The 17,397-nt window shown below is 44.3% G+C and carries 16 protein-coding genes and 1 tRNA gene; 12 read left to right on the top strand and 5 right to left on the bottom strand.

Annotated features, from left to right (window positions below; translation table 11 throughout):
• Positions 1 to 35: 35 nt before the first annotated feature.
• From ACQY73_RS15710 to ACQY73_RS15700, 3 genes are all read right to left on the bottom strand, one after another.
• Positions 36 to 1,121, bottom strand: coding sequence for a hypothetical protein (locus ACQY73_RS15710; protein WP_428667736.1), 1,086 nt, complete (start codon positions 1,119 to 1,121; stop codon positions 36 to 38).
• A gap of 107 nt (positions 1,122 to 1,228) precedes the next feature.
• Positions 1,229 to 2,044 carry a nucleoside triphosphate pyrophosphohydrolase gene (gene mazG, locus ACQY73_RS15705; RefSeq protein ID WP_428667734.1) on the bottom strand — a complete coding sequence of 272 codons (816 nt, stop codon included), beginning with the start codon at positions 2,042 to 2,044 and terminating at the stop codon, positions 1,229 to 1,231.
• A 72-nt stretch (positions 2,045 to 2,116) separates the two neighbouring features.
• On the bottom strand, positions 2,117 to 3,202 hold the full coding sequence (locus ACQY73_RS15700) for a M20 family metallo-hydrolase (RefSeq protein ID WP_428667732.1): 1,086 nt from the start codon (positions 3,200 to 3,202) through the stop codon (positions 2,117 to 2,119).
• 77 nt (positions 3,203 to 3,279) lie between these two features.
• Between ACQY73_RS15700 and ACQY73_RS15695 the strand changes: the two genes are divergently transcribed.
• On the top strand, positions 3,280 to 3,612 hold the full coding sequence (locus tag ACQY73_RS15695) for a glyoxalase (RefSeq protein WP_428667730.1): 333 nt from the start codon (positions 3,280 to 3,282) through the stop codon (positions 3,610 to 3,612).
• On the opposite strand, the gene ACQY73_RS15690 is transcribed toward ACQY73_RS15695, so the two are convergent.
• Complete coding sequence (locus ACQY73_RS15690) at positions 3,592 to 4,437, bottom strand: alpha/beta hydrolase (protein WP_428667728.1); 846 nt, start codon at positions 4,435 to 4,437, stop codon at positions 3,592 to 3,594. The two genes, ACQY73_RS15695 and ACQY73_RS15690, sit on opposite strands and share 21 nt — an antisense overlap.
• Positions 4,438 to 4,630: 193 nt before the next feature.
• Here ACQY73_RS15690 and hflX point away from each other — a divergent pair, with 193 nt between their 5' ends.
• Both hflX and ACQY73_RS15680 read left to right on the top strand, forming a co-directional pair.
• Positions 4,631 to 5,866 carry a GTPase HflX gene (gene hflX, locus ACQY73_RS15685; RefSeq protein WP_428667726.1) on the top strand — a complete coding sequence of 412 codons (1,236 nt, stop codon included), beginning with the start codon at positions 4,631 to 4,633 and terminating at the stop codon, positions 5,864 to 5,866.
• Positions 5,867 to 5,977: 111 nt separating this feature from the next.
• Positions 5,978 to 6,049, top strand: a tRNA-Arg gene (locus tag ACQY73_RS15680).
• A gap of 636 nt (positions 6,050 to 6,685) precedes the next feature.
• On the opposite strand, the gene ACQY73_RS15675 is transcribed toward ACQY73_RS15680, so the two are convergent.
• Positions 6,686 to 8,404 (bottom strand): hypothetical protein, encoded by a 1,719-nt coding sequence (locus ACQY73_RS15675; RefSeq protein WP_428667724.1) that lies wholly within the window; start codon positions 8,402 to 8,404, stop codon positions 6,686 to 6,688.
• Between the two features lie 545 nt (positions 8,405 to 8,949).
• Here ACQY73_RS15675 and ACQY73_RS15670 point away from each other — a divergent pair.
• The 9 genes from ACQY73_RS15670 to vgrG all read left to right on the top strand — a co-directional run bounded on the left by ACQY73_RS15670 (position 8,950) and on the right by vgrG (position 17,394).
• A complete protein-coding gene (locus ACQY73_RS15670) occupies positions 8,950 to 9,633 on the top strand; it encodes a DUF4190 domain-containing protein (protein ID WP_428667722.1) in 684 nt (227 codons plus the stop codon).
• Between the two features lie 1,475 nt (positions 9,634 to 11,108).
• Positions 11,109 to 11,714 (top strand): DUF4255 domain-containing protein, encoded by a 606-nt coding sequence (locus tag ACQY73_RS15665; protein WP_428667720.1) that lies wholly within the window; start codon positions 11,109 to 11,111, stop codon positions 11,712 to 11,714.
• The gene (locus ACQY73_RS15660) at positions 11,714 to 12,316 is read left to right on the top strand and encodes a hypothetical protein (protein ID WP_428667718.1); all 603 of its coding nucleotides are present in this window, start codon (positions 11,714 to 11,716) and stop codon (positions 12,314 to 12,316) included. Before ACQY73_RS15665 ends, ACQY73_RS15660 begins: the two co-directional genes overlap by 1 nt.
• Before the next feature lie 67 nt (positions 12,317 to 12,383).
• On the top strand, positions 12,384 to 13,799 hold the full coding sequence (locus ACQY73_RS15655) for a phage tail sheath family protein (RefSeq protein WP_428667716.1): 1,416 nt from the start codon (positions 12,384 to 12,386) through the stop codon (positions 13,797 to 13,799).
• Positions 13,800 to 13,817: 18 nt separating this feature from the next.
• A complete protein-coding gene (locus ACQY73_RS15650) occupies positions 13,818 to 14,252 on the top strand; it encodes a phage tail protein (RefSeq protein ID WP_428667714.1) in 435 nt (144 codons plus the stop codon).
• A gap of 1 nt (position 14,253) precedes the next feature.
• Complete coding sequence (locus tag ACQY73_RS15645) at positions 14,254 to 14,694, top strand: phage tail protein (RefSeq protein WP_428667712.1); 441 nt, start codon at positions 14,254 to 14,256, stop codon at positions 14,692 to 14,694.
• 20 nt (positions 14,695 to 14,714) lie between these two features.
• On the top strand, positions 14,715 to 14,897 hold the full coding sequence (locus ACQY73_RS15640) for a DUF5908 family protein (protein WP_428667710.1): 183 nt from the start codon (positions 14,715 to 14,717) through the stop codon (positions 14,895 to 14,897).
• 2 nt (positions 14,898 to 14,899) lie between these two features.
• Positions 14,900 to 15,619, top strand: coding sequence for a CIS tube protein (locus tag ACQY73_RS15635; protein WP_428667708.1), 720 nt, complete (start codon positions 14,900 to 14,902; stop codon positions 15,617 to 15,619).
• Positions 15,616 to 17,394 (top strand): type VI secretion system tip protein VgrG, encoded by a 1,779-nt coding sequence (vgrG, locus tag ACQY73_RS15630; protein ID WP_428667706.1) that lies wholly within the window; start codon positions 15,616 to 15,618, stop codon positions 17,392 to 17,394. The genes ACQY73_RS15635 and vgrG overlap by 4 nt, the downstream gene beginning before the upstream one ends.
• Positions 17,395 to 17,397 lie beyond the last annotated feature (3 nt).

Raw genomic sequence — 17,397 nt, 5'->3', positions numbered from 1 at the left:
TGCCGCGAGTGGATAAACGGTCGAGCAGCTATTTGTCAGTCGGTCAGCCAAATTTTTTGACTGATGCGCCGACCTTGATACTCACCTACTAACCAATACCAGCCGGCGGGGGTAATTGTTTGAAAAATGTAGTCATCGGTTGTCAAAGACTGCCATTGGAGAGGAATGGATTGGCCGTTAAAAGAGAATAATCGAACATCGGAAGGAGTCAAATGACGAAGCCGTACCTGAATTTTATGGGCAGGTGCAGGATTGCCGAACACCCAAAGTTGAGGAGTCTCTGCGTCAAAATGAATAGGGATAATTTTTGAGTACACAAATTGGCCATCGCGGTCTACTTGGCGCAACCGATAATACATTACGCCCGGAATGGGTGCGTTATCAGTAGCAGTATAGTGCGTACGCTCGCTGATATCGCCTGCGGCGGCTGTGGAAGAGAAGGTGGTAAATTCATTTAAATCTTTGCTTCGTTGGACATCAAAATGAGATGCATTCTTTTCCCAAGTCGTTTCCCACTGTAATTCAACATTTTTGTCAACGGCCTGTCCACGAAAGTAAGTCAGTTCTACGGGCAAAGGAATCACCATAACTGTACCGTTAATCCGCAGATTATCAAGCCGAAGTGTGCCAAGATCATCATTGGCAGAATATGCGTAAATGCGGAATGTAACAGTATTTTCCAACTCGTTGAACGAAATGCCGTAGTTTTGAGTACTGAAATTTTCGCCTACCGAGCCTGAGCCGAGATCATTGCTGAATCCGTCCTGGCTTGAGCGTAACGAGACTTGCGTTGGACCTTGCGGGGAACGGCTGCAGGCGAAAGAAACGGAAGTAATGGAGCAACGATAATTTTGCGGAGAAATCGAGAATTCGACGTATTTATTGCCATTTAGGCCGCCGGTTGTCCAGAGGCGAATACTGATCGCATCGCCCGATGCACCGTTTGGATAACCTGCCTGATTGACATTACCACTTAAACCGACTGACGAAATACTTATGTTAGGGCTATTGACCGACCCGCCTGTATTACCTTCAAAATCCCATGAAGCTGTAAAAGATGTTTGGGCCTGCACCGAAAGTGCAAAGAGGAGAAAGACCAAAATAGACAGCCTGAATTGCATTTGTTTTACCCCTTAAATGGAAACGTCTATTGAACAATAAGCAGATTATTCAGTAGACGTTTATTTGGGGAAAAGTAACGGAGTTAATGTTCAAATCGTGGCAAATTTTATAGCGTTTTGGCTTTGTTCCAATATTCATCCATTTCCGCCAGCGTCATTTCGGTGAGTTTTTTGCCGTCGGCGCGGGATTGGGTTTCGAGGTAAGTGAAGCGTTTGATGAATTTTTTGTTGGTACGTTCGAGGGCAGTTTCAGGGTTAATGTCAATAAATCGGGCATAATTGACCAATGAGAACAGCAAATCACCAAATTCACCTTCGGCTTTTTCGCTATCGATCACGGAGTTATCTTCTGCGTTGAAATGCTCTTTGAACTCTTGCATTTCTTCTTCCACTTTCTCCCAAACCTGCTGTTTTTCTTCCCAGTCAAACCCTGCGCCACGGGCTTTTTCCTGAATGCGCATGGCTTTTACGAGCGCCGGCAGCGATGTTGGAACACCTCCCAACACCGATTTGTTGCCTTCTTTAAGTTTGATCTGTTCCCAGTTCTGCTTTACCTGTTCTTCCGTTTCGGCCTTGGTGTCGCCGTAGATATGCGGGTGACGTACAATGAGCTTTTCGCAAATACCGTGAAGTACATCTGCGATCTCAAAGGCCCCCGTTTCGGAAGCAATTTTGGCGTAGAATACAATGTGTAACAGAATATCGCCCAGTTCTTTCTTGATCTCAGGCAGATCATCTTCCATGATTGCGTCCGACAATTCGTAGGTTTCTTCGATCGTCAAATGCCGCAGACTGTGAATGGTCTGTTTTTTATCCCACGGACACTTTTCCCGCAGATCATCCATGATGTTGAGTAGGCGGTCGAAAGCGAGAAGTTGTTGAATGCGGCTTTCAGGTATCTCAGATAAAGTACGAGTTGTCATAGGTGTCATTTATTGTCATGAAGTGGTCTTACGATATAGGGAGTTTCAGGCTATTCATGACGAATGTTATTGTTATAAAATCACTTCTTCCAGCATTTTGATATACTGCGCTACACCGGCTTCAATTTCGTGGAGATAAATGAATTCATTGGCAGTGTGCGAGCGTTCGGAGTGGCCCGGGCCCATTTTTAAGGAGGGACAATCGAGCAATGCCTGATCGGAAGTAGTAGGAGAACCATAGGCGGTGCGACCCAATTTAAGCCCGGCCTGTACAATCGGATGCTCGACGGGAATACTCGATGGACGCAGACGAATCGAACGCGGATGTATCTCAGATTGAATGTTTTGACGAATGGTTTCGATGATCTCTTCCAACGTGTATTGCTCCGTTACGCGCACATCGACGGTGAATTTGCACGTATCCGGCACCACATTGTGCTGACTTCCCGCGTTGATGATCGTCACCGACATTTTGATCGGGCCTAACGTGGGCGAAACTTTCGGAAATTTATAACCGGTGATCCACTGAATATCCTGAATGGCCTTATAAATAGCGTTGTCACCTTCTTCGCGGGCGGCGTGTCCCGATTTGCCGTGCGCAATGCAATCCAACACCAACAGCCCTTTCTCGGCCACGGCCAAGTGCATTTCGGTGGGTTCGCCCACGATGGCAAATTCGATGGGAGGCAGATCATCCACGATCATTTCCAGACCTTCGCGACCCGAAATCTCTTCTTCGGCAGTAGCGGCCAACAAAACATTGTGGGTCAAATTGGGGTTATCGTAAAAATGACAGAACGTAACAATGAGCGAAGTAAGCGGCCCGCCGGCGTCGTTGCTGCCCAAGCCAAAAAGCTTGCCGTCCTGAAGAAGCGGTTCGTACGGATCGAGCGTCCACGACGGATTAGGTTTAACGGTATCGTGGTGAGAGTTGAGCAATACCGTGGGTTTTTGAGGATCAAAATGGCGATTAAACGCCCAAATGTTATTTTTCTTACGTTGAAAAGGGATGCCTTTGCGGTTCAAAAACGCCTCGATCAACGCCGCTGTTCCTTCTTCTTCCCGACTGAACGACTGTGTTGCGATCAGTTGTTTGAGTAATTGAATCGCCTCTTGCGCCAAGGCACTTGGAGATAAAATTGTGTTGGTTTCAGACATAAATATGGGTTTTGTCCGGCGCAAAGGTAAAGCTTTTAGTGCATAGTTATTGTTCATTATCAACGATTTTATACGAGATGTCCATTCCCGAACAAATTCAAAATGAAGTACTGCGCCCCATTCTGAAAGCGCAAAATGACTTATTTATCTTACTCTTTCGGCATTATTTAGATAAACGTAAGATCAATTTCGGTCATTTTTCTTCCGAAGATAAAGTCATTTACATCGAACAGTCCATTCGAAAAGACATCTATTTTCGTAGCCTGTTGGTCGGAACAGTTATCGGGCATTTTACACCCGGACAGTACGAAGCGTATCTTCCGCTCGAAGAAGAACTGAATAAACGGATCATCAATATGTTGATCAAGCGACTGTGTTCTCAGGCAGAATTATTGATTGCCAATTCTTAACAAGCTATCTAAGGTCGCTTGATACAGCGGAAAAGTATCCAAATGAAGGTGATGACCGTCGGGTAGCGTGGTCAATTTTACCTTGCCGACGGTCGGAAGACCTAAAAGTATAAGACTGTTTTTATAAGGAACAGTAATGTCGTCGGTACCGTGAAAAAGATGAATGGGGCAATGGATATAAGCAAAACAACTGTCGGTTCGGAATTTATACCGCGTAAGCCATTCGTACGGGAAAATGGGTAGTTGCGTTTGGCCCAACGTCGGAATACTGGCGTAAGGCGCTTCCAAAATCAGCATTTTCGGATGATTTTCAGCCGCTACCCGAGCCGCCATACCCGAGCCGATGGAGTAGCCGTACACGACGATAGAATCTTCAGAGAAACGTTTTTTGAGAAAATCATACAGGTAGTGTGCGTCGTAGTGAAGAGTCTCTTCGGAGCGCTCGCCGGTGCTTTTACCGTATCCCCGATAATCATACATTATTACCTGATACCCTCGATCGGTAAATCGTTCGGAATATTCGCGCCCCCAACGGGCGAGATTGTCGCGATTTCCATGAAAAAATAAAACGATTTTGCCGGGCATGGAAGGAGAATGATTGATCGAAACCGGTCCATCCGTTCCAAACCATAAAGTGTTAAGCGTTGCTTTTCCTTTTTCGGTTTCAAAACGTAACTCCTGAAAAGGTTTTTTGAAATGATATTTATAATCGGCAGCTAACGCGGTAGGGCGAAACAAAACCAATGGATGCAGCCACCAAATCAGCAAGGCAGCAACTGTATAAACGATGATTCCCCCTTGGGCAACTTTGGCTATTGCTGACATAAAATCGGTTCAGATCGCTCCCGTTTGCGTTGTTTGTGTTTGGCAGCGTTATTTGTTAAAGCACAAAAGTCTAAATAAAGCCTTAACTTCGTGGCAATTAACGAAACTTTCTCCGAAACAATACCGTTTATTCATACCCGTTCAACAAATAACGGATAACCATTAATCCCGAATTTTCGGGACGTAAGCGTAAATGAATTCAACCGCCAAAAAACAAGAAACCGCCGTATTAGTCGCTGTCACTACCCAACGTCAAACTGCCGAACAAACTCAGGAATACCTGGAAGAATTGGCATTTCTGGCGTCTACGTTGGGAGTAGAGACCGTCAAAACTTTTACGCAAAAACTCGAATATCCTGATAATCGCACGTTTGTGGGAAAAGGCCGACTCGAAGACATTAAGATCTTTGTGACGGACAATCCCGTAGACATGATTATTTTCGATGATGAACTGATCCCTTCACAGGTACGTAACCTCGAAGCGGAATTTAAAGACATAAAAGTACTTGACCGTAGCTTATTGATCCTTGACATTTTTGCGATGCGTGCCCAAACCGCTCAGGCAAAAACACAAGTAGAATTGGCCCAATACCAATATATGTACCCGCGACTGACCCGTATGTGGTCGCACTTAAGCCGCCAAAAAGGTGGGGTCGGGATGCGCGGTCCGGGGGAAAAAGAGCTTGAAACCGACCGTCGTATTGTTCAGGATCGGATTGCCTTTTTGAAAGATAAACTCGAAAAGATTGACAAACAGAGTATTACCCGTCGCAAAGAACGTAATCGTTTGGTGCGTGTGGCATTGGTGGGCTATACCAACGTAGGCAAATCTACACTCATGCGCCGGTTGGCAAAAACCGATGTTTTTGCCGAAAACAAACTGTTTGCCACTGTTGATTCTACGGTTCGCAAAGTAGTGCTCGACAATATTCCTTTCCTCTTGACCGATACCGTTGGGTTTATTCGTAAACTACCCACCAAACTCATTGAGTCTTTTAAATCAACGCTTGATGAGGTGCGCGAAGCTGATGTGTTGTTGCACGTGGTCGATATATCGCATCCTTCCTTTGAGGAGCAGATCGAAGTGGTGAATCAGACCTTGGCCGAAATTGGCGCGGGCGCTAAATCTACCGTGATGGTGTTCAATAAAATAGACGCCTATCATCCCAAAAAAGAAGCTTTTGACGAAGTGATCGAAACCGAAGAAGGGGAAATTGTGGTGGAACAAACGAAAGAAATGGTGTTGGAGAAACTCAAAAAGAGCTATTATAACGGTTCGGCGGAGCATGTTGTGTTTATCTCAGCCGAAAAAAGTGAGAATTTGACTGAACTGCGAACTAAGCTTTTTGAGTTGGTAAAGAAAAAACACTACGTAATTTATCCAAATTGGCTCAATATGCCTTTTACAGACGTTGATTTTGCCGAATAGTTTTCAGAGATTTGCGGAAAATCAGACTCCATAGTTCAACGGATAGAGTGGAGCGCAGCCCGATAAGCGTTTTCTAAACGCTTGATATGAGTGTCTGAGATTTTTGAAATAGACTCCGTAGTTCAACGGATAGAATAAGCGTTTCCTAAACGCTTGATATGGGTTCGATTCCCGTCGGAGTCACTTGTTTTTTATAATAACGCTTCCTAAACGCTTGAGATGGTCGGAGTCGCGTACGACTTCGATTCCCGTCGGAGTCACTTGTTTTTTATAATAACGCTTCCTAAACGCTTGAGATGGTCGGAGTCGCGTACGACTTCGATTCCCATCGGAGTCACTTGTTTTTTATAATAACGCTCCCTAAACGCTTGAGATGGTCGGAGTCGCGTACGACTTCGATTCCCGTCGGAGTCACTTGTTTTTTATAATAACGCTTCCCAAACGCTTGAGATGGTCGGATTCGCGTACGACTTCGATTCCCGTCGGAGTCACTTGTTTTTTATAATAACGCTTCCTAAACGCTTGAGATGGTCGGAGTCGCGTACGACTTCGATTCCCGTCGGAGTCACTTGTTTTTTATAATAACGCTTCCTAAACGCTTGAGATGGTCGGAGTCACCGGTTTTTTACAGCAGCGTTTTCTTTTTATACATCTGCAACAACTACCATTGGTGAAGGGCTGGAGATTTACCGGGATCAGACGGCTTTCAAAGGTTGGACATCCCCTTTTGTCCCCATTTTGATTGGAGAAATGATTGGTCGGAAAGAACAGTCTTCCAAAGAGTTCGTTTACCGAGCCAAAATCTCCTAATAAAAAGTACTAATTGATCGTAACGCTTTGTCCCGTTCTAAATAATTGATTTCCGGTATTTTGCACTATCCAAACGCCAATCTGATAGGTTTCGTTGTACAAAACACCTTTAGGGCAATGAATTAAAAAACCTTTTTGAGGATTATGAAATACCTGCTTTGCAGGTACCGAAAACAGGTGGAAATAAGTTGGTGAGGTTAAAGAAATAAAGGCACCCATGCTTTTCCCTTCAGTATATTCAATTATTTCATTCGTAATTACGACTGTGGTAGCCTGATTATCTACTTTTACCGACGTTGTCGGTAGTTTCAGCGTACTGTTTCGCAACATTTTTTCGATGTCTTTTTCTTGCGGGTCAATCAAAGGTTCAGGTAGTTTGTAAAAACCTTTATGCTCGGCACTATCTAAGGCAGCTACAATAAATTTGGCAAAAGCAGAATTCTTTTCGGCTCCTAATCCCACGCCGTTACGCTGTTGATTAAAGGCAAAAGCCAATCGTTGCTTTTGGTCATGTTGTACCTGCGGCACAAAATACCAATAAGAAGAAGACCACGATAACAAAGAAGCACTCAAAACCGGTATAAGACCGAATTTTTGTCGCATTGGAGCAAGTATTTGCAACAATAAGATAGCAGTTATGGCCATGAGTGTGCCCGGATAAATCTTATACGTAGCCCAAAGTATCAATTGATAATCAAAGCGCGTACGAAAAAATACCACAAGTGCGCCGGTGATCAGTAAATACACAAAGCATCCCACCCAAAAGGCTCCCCAACACAGTTCGAGGTTTCGAAAATAAGGGATCCGCAAATAGAATTTAGTGAATTTGGAAGAAAACAGCGTACGCCAACGTGCTGAAATGCTCATGACCCCAAAAGTATAAAACAGAAAAAAGCATACGATAAACACGCCGCCCACTACGGGCAAAACCATCCGTTTTTCAAAAGGAGCTCGGGGAAACCAATCCAAAATGCCACCTGCAAATGCAAAAAAACCAATAATGACTTTAAGCGGATGTTGGAAAAAATAACTGAATCCTTCGTCATTGCCTTGGACAAAGGCATACCCTGAAAAATAGCCCACAATGGCTAAAATGCCAATGATCAACCAAGTAATTAATCGTGGTCGTTGGCCTAAATAGAGCAGGAGAAGGGCTCCTGTCGGCCATACCATTAAACCGTTACCCATGCTGAACGTCCCTAAGATTGCCGTTAAAATAGCCCCGCCAAAACTTAAACGGGTAGGTTTGATCAATAAATAGAGAGATAAGAACACCTCGCAGATAATCAACTGGTATTGAAGTGACATGATCGTCATGAACGTCATGCTGTAAAATTGTAAATTGAAAATAAAAAATGCTGCCGGTATGAGGTGAAGAGGCTGAACGTTATTTTTTAGATAAGCTCTGCCAATAAGCGAGAAAATGCCCAATACCGTCAAATTTCCGGCCAATGCCAACGCCCGAAAATTGATTTCATTTGTCATCAAATAAGTAAGATAGACAATAAGTCGGGCACTCAGGACGCGGTGCTCGTTGTTAGGACGTAAAAATGCTTCGACCCGTTGATGCCAAGATTGGGAGTCAAGTAGCCCGGAAAGAAAATAGGGAATATTCTCTATATCATCAAACCACGGAATATTGGTGCTGTAAGCTACACTAAAGCCATAAAAAATGACGATAGGAAGCAAGAGGAAAGCAAAAGCGGTATATTTTTTTGACGTATCCAAACTAAAAAATGTAAAACAGCAAAGGCGTAGGTTACTGTGAACTTTTTTAAATAAGGCTTTTTTTCAAAGTATTTTCCGGTTAGACAAATATAAAAATAGATTAAGATTTATTTATTGAAAAAGGGATGATAAATAAAGTTTTTATACCTATATGCAGTTAATATTGTCCCTTACGACTTTTTTTATCTCCCTGAAATAGCCCGGCACTACCCATATCAATCAGATAAAGGTGGACGTTCAAATTTTCAACTTCAGTTAAATTTGCCAAAGGTTGTTTAGAGCCTTGCTTCTTCATCCGTCCGAAATACAGAAGAGAGTAAACAGAAACGAATGAAATTTATATTTTTCGTAAAATGACAATTCATTGGCTCACGCAAGGGTGCTCCCGGTCGGGCTAAAAACGGTTATCCCGTTTTCTATAAGGATAAAATTAGAAAACTTTTTTTGATCATTGAACAAGTTTTTCACGGTAAAATTATAATATATTTGCCTTCCGTACCATTTTATGATTGAATGATTATCTTTCTACTAAAAAATAACGTTCTATGAAAAAACTATTTCTTTATTTAGCCTTCCTCGGTGTTAGTACATCATTTATGGCTTGTCACAAAAATAATTATGTAACAGCCATTCCTGCCCCTCATTTTCAATACATAAAAACAGACGCGAAAATTGCCCAAAAAAACCGGGAAGCAATTCAGAAAGAACAACACTCAGACACAACGGAGATAGGTAGTACAAACACGGAGACATTGGTTTTAGCGGCAAATGTTAAAAATTTGACATCCTATCATACTAAGCCTTATTTATTAAAGACCATAGCGTCCAAAGCCGCCACAGACAAATTAATAAAGGCGCGGTCGGTATCAAAAGAGGCTTCTGCGAAAAAGTTGACCTTGAAAGAGCGTGTGTTTGGAAAAATGCTCACCAAACGCATTGAAAAAATGCAAAACGGTACTGCACCTAAAGCTAATAAAACGAATACGGTAGCGCTACTCTCAGGAATAGCCGGGCTTGCGGGTTTAGTCCTGTTGTTAACGAGTGCAGGTGCTATTTCGATTCTGTTAGGGGCAGTGGCTATTATCATGGGCTTTGTTGGAAAAGCTCAAATCAGACGAACCGGTGAGGCGGGAGTAGGTTGGGCAATAACAGGAATTGTAAGTGGAATTATCATTTTCTTTATCCTTCTTTTGGCTGTACTGTTTATTGCATCTCTTCTTGGATTATGAGTCTAAAGATGTTTGATCATTGGCAAAGGTCTTTCATTGTAAACTAAAGCCAAATGGGTATTGTCATATAATAACATGACCCCGCCTTAAAAAGACGGGGTCAATGCATAACACATTACCCTAATTGAAAATATCCTTTAAAACAGTTTTCGAAAGTTGTTTTTTAAGAATAACCAGCCGATAGCCTTCATTTTGAGATACTTCTGAATAGTCTACCGTAAATTAAAGTTAGCTAAATTTCAAACAGAATGCTTGCTGTTTCAGGCCGCAAAATTCTCTTCCCTTGCTCGGTTGCCTAAAAAATGACTTTTCAATTGGTGAAATGACCATATGGAAAGCGGAATAACCCCTTAGGAATAGTAAGTTAAAACCGGTTTTGGGTAAAAAACATGACCCCGCCTCAAGGAGACGGGGTCAATGCTGTATACTTTACCCTACTTTAAAATTCTTCAAAACTGCCGAGACAGTTTATTTTGTTCTTTTATAACGTTGAATATAGCCTACAGGAAACGATTGTATATATGTCACTGTGCGACGTCTATCTTCTGCTCCAAAGTAACATAAAATTTAGACAGGTTGTCTGCGATTTTTGGCCTGACAGCCGTGAAGCCTACCTATTTGCCGGTGAATCCTACCTAATTGCCGATGAAATAACACCCTCGTTTTTTATGATGTTTACTGTATACCGTTTGTGTTGCAATCTCTTGGTAGCCGGTATGGGTTATAATCCGAAAAAATATGATTTTTATCAAATTTTGGGATACTATTAATAGTCATACTATTCGTTGATTTTTCATTGGCGAATAGTATAATTAAAACTAAAAATCATTATATATAATTATGTAAAATGCTGATATGTAAAGCTATTAGCAAATACCGTACCGATTTTTGTGAATATTATAGTAAATTTTTTTTTTAAATAAAGCATATTAAATAACTTAAAATATCCCTTTTTTTAGGTTATTTGCCGTTGTTTTAAAGGATATTCAAATCGGAATATTTTGGACGTTAATTTAACCATTATCTGAAACAATCTGAGTTGGATTTTATCCTCATTAAGGCGTTCGTTCCTCTTAAATAATAAATTCTACACCCTGATAATGTTACCTTTGATTCCTACAAAATCAAAGCAATGCCCCCGTTGTGGGAGTGTTGCTTATGAGCGGTATCGTCGACCGTTTTTAGTACGAACTTTCCTGTTTTTTTTGCCGCTCAAATGCTTTCGGTGTGATAATTGTCAAAGCCGTTTTTATCAATTTTAACGGGTATTACCGGTATGAGTTGCCGATCACTTTGAAGTTGACCAATAGCTCCTTTTCAAAACAAGCCAACGCTTTTTGCCTGGGTCTTGCCTGCGTACATTCTTCGTTCAGCCTCTCCATATAAACATGGATTTTTGGCCTATCCCTGTTTTCATGGATGGAGCATAAAAATCCGTCAAGTAGTTTTATGGGCTGAATTATAAACTGATTTTCATGATTCTTCATGGGTTGAAAGTTATTGCGGAGGAGTTGAACAATCACCTCAATACATTGCCGTTTTCGTTGGAAGATACGGTAGTCCTGGGCAATATTGGAGGAATTGAAGGAAGCGGCGGGGGAGCGTTGCGCGGAGGAATTGTGATGACATTGGTGAGCATACGCGAAGAAAAAACGCTCAAAAACGGCGTTCATTCCCGAACCAACGACCGTACACTGCGCACTGAATACTTTAACCCACCTGTATTTGTCAACCTTTATGTGCTGTTTTCCGTAACGTCGAATGCGTATGAGACTTCTCTGACGCACCTCTCACGGATCGTGCGCTTTTTTCAGTCTAAAAATGTATTTACGCACGAGAACTCGGTAGATGTGGGCGGTAATAATTATGATCGAATGACCGAGTTCAAACTCATCATGGAGCTGTATTCGCCGTCGTTCGAAGAGATGAATTACCTGTGGGGCACCTTGGGCGGGAAGCAATACCCTTCGGTGCTGTATTGTGTGCGATTGGTAGAGCTCAAGCACGAAACGATTATTCAAGGCGGGGGAGTAGTGATGGAAATAGAGCAAAATGCAGGAGTCATCCCGCCTTTAAGTTGATGGAAACATTCAGCACTCGTTATCGGGCATTGGTTGAGGTTCGTGTTTTTCACGAATACTACGCCGACCGCACTGGCGAATGGCTGCGTATTGTACCTGATAAGTCCACCCGACAGGTTTTAGCCAATCATGGATTGGTTTTCAGAAGAAGCCCGTCGGGGTTTTTAGTAACGGTTCAAACGGCCTCCGACAATCGCCCCATGAAATTGCTTGATGATATGGAATTAGTGTTTGAACTGACATATGTTCATGCCGAAGCCGCCCAAAAAGCAGATCTGCCAAAAACAAAACAGGGCGCAGAGGCTACGCTCTATGTCATGGGAAATGATCTTGCCTTTGTTGCTGCCCTAACCCCACCCGCATTGCTTGAAACCCCCGCAGACAATCTGCAACTTATTGAGAATATTCGATTTACCCCGGAAATAGAAATGGAGAAAATTACGGACCGCGCCTTGTTGGGCAAGATCAGAATATCGGGTAAGCAGGGTTTGGGAGATTATGGCTTATTGAAACCGAACGGTGAAATAAGGACGGAACGGCAACCCAACGGCAATTGGAACATTCCTACGTTCACGGTCAAGGTCAATGTTCCGGCAAATTAAGTCAGTTTAATGAACACATTTATAATCGCAAAAACGCAGACGGAAACGCTTTAAAATCCTCATTATCATGGCTGCAGGTAGTTATAAAACCCCGGGGGTATACATCGAAGAGATCCCCAAATTTCCGCCCTCCATTGCTCCCGTTGAAACGGCCATTCCGGCTTTTATTGGCTATACCGAAAAAGCAACTTCACCAACAGACGGCGATTTGCTCCTCCAACCCAAACGGATCAGCTCGTTAGTCGAATACCGAACTTACTTCGGCGAGGCTCAACCCGAGGAGAAGGTCACTGTAACTCTCAACGATGCGTCACCCGGGAATACCGCACAAGTGGCTGAAGCGGATCGTTCAAAGCATATTATGTATTATGCTTTGCAATTGTTTTTTGCCAACGGCGGCGGCCCGTGCTATATCGTGTCGGTGGGAGCCTATAACGCTACTGTTGGGGCCGCGTTGGTCGAAACAGAATTGCACGCCGGGTTGGACGCTTTGGCAAATGAAGATGAACCAACGCTGATTGTATTTCCCGAAGCTCAAAACCTTGGCATTGACGATTTCAAAACGCTTCATGATGCCGCTCTTCAACAATGTGCTGATCTTCAGGATCGCTTTGTGGTCATGGATATGCACGGCGACGACCTATCGCTTTCCGACGCAGCCACCGATTTATTAGATGCAGTTGATAATTTCAGAGACGGGACCAATGGTGCCATCGGCCTTAACAACCTCAAATACGGCGCTGTTTATGGCCCAAATGTCGAAACAACTATTGATTTTCAGTATGACGAAACCACCGTGGATGTCAGCATAAACGGGGCGACAGCCGTAAAGATGGATACCCTCAAAACGTCGGCAAATGACCGTTACGAACAGGCCAAGGCAGCGATTCGGGATCTGCCGTGCAAGCTGCCCCCAAGCGGCGCTATCGTAGGCATTTATGCATCGGTAGACAATAGCCGAGGAGTTTGGAAAGCGCCGGCCAATGTCTCATTAAATACCGTTACTAAACCGACCATTGCTTTTTCCAACGTACAGCAGGACCAAATGAACGTAGATCCCGTGGCAGGGAAATCTATCAATGCGATTCGTGCATTTACCGGAAAAGGGACACTTGTATGGGGCGCTCGAACGCTGGCGGGCAATGACAACGAATGGCGCTACGTAAGTGTGCGGCGGTTTTTCAATTTTGTGGAAGAGTCGGTTAAAAAAGCGACTGAGCAATTTGTTTTTGAACCCAACGACGCTAATACGTGGGTAAAAGTACAGGCCATGATCGAGAACTTCCTCAACACGCTGTGGCGACAGGGAGCCTTGCAGGGCATCAAACCCGAACACGCATTTTACGTAGCTGTAGGATTGGGCAAAACCATGACCCCGCTCGACATTCTGGAAGGGCGCATGATCGTTGAGATCGGCCTGGCGGCCGTACGCCCTGCGGAGTTCATCATCCTTCGTTTCTCGCATAAACTGGCTGAATCATAAATCCGAAATCCTTCAATTATGGCACAAGAATATCCCTTGCCGAGGTTTCACTTTCAAGTGGACTGGGGCGGCGCAAAAATCAGTTTTACCGAGGTGACGGGATTGGACATCCAAACGGAAGTCATTGAATACCGCCACAGCGACAGCAAAGATTTCAACAAGATCAAAATGCCCGGACTGCGCAAATTCAGCAATATTCTCATGAAGCGCGGCAAATTTCAGGGCGACGATGATTTCTATAATTGGTACAATGAGATATCCAACGAGCGTGCCAACAACCGCCGTGATGTGGTGATTCGGCTGCTGAACGAAAAGCACGAGCCCGTGGCAGTGTGGAAAGCAACCCGTTGTTTTCCCACCAAGATCACGGCTCCCGACCTCAAATCGGACGCCAACGAAGTAGCGATCGAAAGCATCGAAATTGCGCACGAAGGACTAAGTCTGGTACGATAAGATGGCCGTTGATTATTATCCGCCCTGGGGTTTTTATTACAAAGTAGAGTTTAGCATAAGCTCTAACCGAAACGACGTGCGTTTTCAGTCGGTTTCGGGGTTGTCGGTGGAATATGAAATGGAAAATTACCGTGAAGGCGGCGAAAACCGATTTGAACACAAGTTGCCCGTTCGAACCAAATACAGCGATCTGGCGCTCAAACGGGGTATGTTGACGGACTCAGCGGTGACTCAATGGTGCATGAATGCTTTTCGCGACCGCATTTTTGTTCCCGCTGATCTGGCGATCATTTTGATGAACGAACAAAGTCAACCATTGAAAGTGTGGAACGTCTCGCGGGCCATTCCTAAAAAATGGCAGATCGCTGATCTCAACGCCAACGAAAATGCCCTCGTCATCGAAACCCTCGAATTGACCTACCAATATTTTACGCTGATGTAAAACATTCACTGTTCAACACTATGCCTGTCGAAATCAAAGAATTGAATATTCGTGTAACCGTCAATGTATCGGAGCGTACCGCCGGGAATCAAGGGATACTGCCTAAAAAAACCGAGGCGACTACCGGCATTGACCGAGATGCAGTGGTGGCGGAATGCGTAGAGCAGGTCATGCATATATTACACCTTAAAAATGAACGATAGTCATGGCCGGAAAACTGGAGAAAATGCTCATTCTGGCGTTCAAAGATTCAAAAGAAGCGGAATCGGGTGGCAAAGACCAAGCGGACGCTTTTTTCGAAACATTGATCAATCCCGAAAGCTATACGCTTGATTATAAACTGAAATTCTCGGAAAGTCAGGGACAGGGAACGAGCGGTAAACAGCTAAAATACGAATACACCGAACCCGAAGAGATCACGTTTGAATTTTTGTTTGACAATACCGGGATCATTGACGGCAAACCTCGCCCCGATGTAGCCGAAGATTTGCAGCGCTTCAGAGAGGTGTTGATTGATTACAAAGGCGATGCCCACGAACCGCGACATTTCAAGCTCGTCTGGGGTGCCGGATTAAGCAACAAAGGCATTTTTAAAGGACGAGTAACAGAAGTAAGCATTACGTACAAGCTGTTCAGTCCGGATGGGAAACCGTTGCGGGCGGTGGCGAAGGTAAAATTCAAGGCCAGTATTGAGGAAATGAAACGGGCGGCCAAAGAAAATAAACAATCCCCCGACCTCACTCATCTACGTACGGTAAAAGCGGGTGATACCTTGCCGCTGCTCTGCTACCGAATTTACGGAGACTCCAAGTACTACCTGCAGGTAGCCCGCATCAATCAGTTAAGTAACTTTCGTCGCCTGATTCCCGGGCAGCAACTCGTTTTTCCACCCATTGAAAAAACACCTCAAACTCCTTCAAAATGAGCGCTGCCAACGGTCCATCGGCTATTCCTACGCCCGCCACTCCCGACGTTTGTACCGTCAAAATACTGATGGAGGGAACGGAAATTTCGGGGGCGTATCATATTTTGTCGGTATTGGTGGCCAAGGAAATCAATCGAATTCCTGCCGCTACGTTGCATATTCAGGATGGCGAAGCGTCCAAAGCCACGTTTGAAGTAAGCAATACCGACCTGTTCATTCCCGGAAAAAAAATAGAGATCAAATTAGGATACCGTTCGCAGGAAGAGACTGTTTTTAAGGGAATTGTGGTAAAACACAGTTTGAAATTACGTAAAAACAGTAACCTGCTCATTGTCGAATGTCGCGATGAAGCCGTGAAAATGACCCTGACGCCCATAAACCATTATTTCACTAACCAAAAAGACAGCGACATTGCTGAAGAGATCATTGGTAAATACGGTCTTCAAAAAGACGTAAAGCCAACAACAAGGCCCATTAAAGAAATTTTCCAGTACGATACAACCGACTGGGATTTTCTGATGTGCCGTGCTGAAGCCAACGGACAGGTGGTACGCGTGGAAGATGGAAAGATTTTCATTGCCGCGCCTGATGTAAAGCAAGACCCTGTGCTGAACGTGCAATACGGTGCTACGCTTTTGGAAATGGACATGGAAATGGATGCCCGCTTTCAAAATGCTTTACTCAAAACGACAGCATGGAACCCCGCAACCCAAAAAACCATTGAAGCCGAAGCCGGTAAGCCGGCCACGACCGCTACCGGTAATCTGACCCCTTCAGCGTTGGCGAATTCCATAGGAATGCCTACCCATATACTTCGTCATGGCGGCGCTGTTTCTCAGACCGAATTACAGGCGTGGGCCGATGAAAGACAACTCAAAAATCATCTGGCGAAGGTACGCGGGCGGGTTAAATTTCAGGGATTTGCCGAAATAAAGCCCGGCAATCTGTTGGAGATCGGTGGCATTGGAGAACGATTTGAAGGAAAGCTGTTTGTGTCGGGTGTGCGGCACCAAGTGGCGGCGGGAAATTGGGAAACCGATGTACAACTTGGATTAAGTCCTGAGCCGTTTGCCAAAACGGCTGACATCCACCCCTTGCCGGCGGCAGGGTTGGTGGCGCCGGTAGCAGGATTGCAGACCGGAATTGTGACGCAACTCGAAGGTGATCCCGAAAAACAAAATCGCATCAAAGTTCGACTGTCGCTCACTGATGCCCAAGCCAAAGGCACTTGGGCGCGCATTGCTACGCTCGATGCAGGCAAAGAGCGCGGGACTTTTTTTCGACCCGACATCGGAGATGAGGTCATCATCGGTTTTATAAACGATGATCCAAACCATGCCGTCATGTTGGGAATGTGCCATAGCAGCAACAAACCTGCGCCCGAACCCTTGAAGAATACTAATCATCAAAAGGGGTATTGGTCGCGGTCAAAAATGAAATTTACGTTTGACGATGAAGATAAAATAATGACGCTTCAAACACCCAAAGGAAACGTAATTAAACTGTCGGAAAAAGACAAAGGAGTGACGATCTCTGACCAAAACGGCAATAAGATCATCATGAATAACGACGGGATTACCATACAAAGCATAAAAGATATTGTGTTAAAGGCCACTAAAGACATAAAAGTGGAGGGCACCAATCTAAACCTGAAAGCAAAAGGGGCGCTGAAGGCGGAAGGAAGTGGAAGTGCCGAGATCTCTTCGGGAGCCACAACAACCGTCAAGGCCGGTGCTACGACCATTATTAAAGGAGGAATGGTTTTAATCAACTAGTTA

Source organism: Runella sp. (genome assembly GCF_965279615.1).
Classification (GTDB): Bacteria; Bacteroidota; Bacteroidia; order Cytophagales; family Spirosomataceae; genus Runella.
Note: the sequence above shows the minus strand (reverse complement) of the source record. Positions and strands in the feature narration are given on the sequence as shown.

Excerpts from the sequence above, each read along its gene's own strand:
- ACQY73_RS15670 (WP_428667722.1), top strand. The coding sequence starts at position 8,950 with ATGAAAAAACTATTTCTTTATTTAGCCTTCCTCGGTGTTAGTACATCA.
- ACQY73_RS15635 (WP_428667708.1), top strand. The coding sequence starts at position 14,900 with ATGGCCGGAAAACTGGAGAAAATGCTCATTCTGGCGTTCAAAGATTCA.
- ACQY73_RS15695 (WP_428667730.1), top strand. The coding sequence starts at position 3,280 with ATGTCCATTCCCGAACAAATTCAAAATGAAGTACTGCGCCCCATTCTG.
- ACQY73_RS15665 (WP_428667720.1), top strand. The coding sequence starts at position 11,109 with ATGATTCTTCATGGGTTGAAAGTTATTGCGGAGGAGTTGAACAATCAC.
- hflX (WP_428667726.1), top strand. The coding sequence starts at position 4,631 with ATGAATTCAACCGCCAAAAAACAAGAAACCGCCGTATTAGTCGCTGTC.
- ACQY73_RS15640 (WP_428667710.1), top strand. The coding sequence starts at position 14,715 with ATGCCTGTCGAAATCAAAGAATTGAATATTCGTGTAACCGTCAATGTA.
- ACQY73_RS15710 (WP_428667736.1), bottom strand. The coding sequence starts at position 1,121 with ATGCAATTCAGGCTGTCTATTTTGGTCTTTCTCCTCTTTGCACTTTCG.
- ACQY73_RS15650 (WP_428667714.1), top strand. The coding sequence starts at position 13,818 with ATGGCACAAGAATATCCCTTGCCGAGGTTTCACTTTCAAGTGGACTGG.
- vgrG (WP_428667706.1), top strand. The coding sequence starts at position 15,616 with ATGAGCGCTGCCAACGGTCCATCGGCTATTCCTACGCCCGCCACTCCC.
- mazG (WP_428667734.1), bottom strand. The coding sequence starts at position 2,044 with ATGACAACTCGTACTTTATCTGAGATACCTGAAAGCCGCATTCAACAA.
- ACQY73_RS15700 (WP_428667732.1), bottom strand. The coding sequence starts at position 3,202 with ATGTCTGAAACCAACACAATTTTATCTCCAAGTGCCTTGGCGCAAGAG.
- ACQY73_RS15655 (WP_428667716.1), top strand. The coding sequence starts at position 12,384 with ATGGCTGCAGGTAGTTATAAAACCCCGGGGGTATACATCGAAGAGATC.
- ACQY73_RS15660 (WP_428667718.1), top strand. The coding sequence starts at position 11,714 with ATGGAAACATTCAGCACTCGTTATCGGGCATTGGTTGAGGTTCGTGTT.
- ACQY73_RS15645 (WP_428667712.1), top strand. The coding sequence starts at position 14,254 with ATGGCCGTTGATTATTATCCGCCCTGGGGTTTTTATTACAAAGTAGAG.
- ACQY73_RS15690 (WP_428667728.1), bottom strand. The coding sequence starts at position 4,437 with ATGTCAGCAATAGCCAAAGTTGCCCAAGGGGGAATCATCGTTTATACA.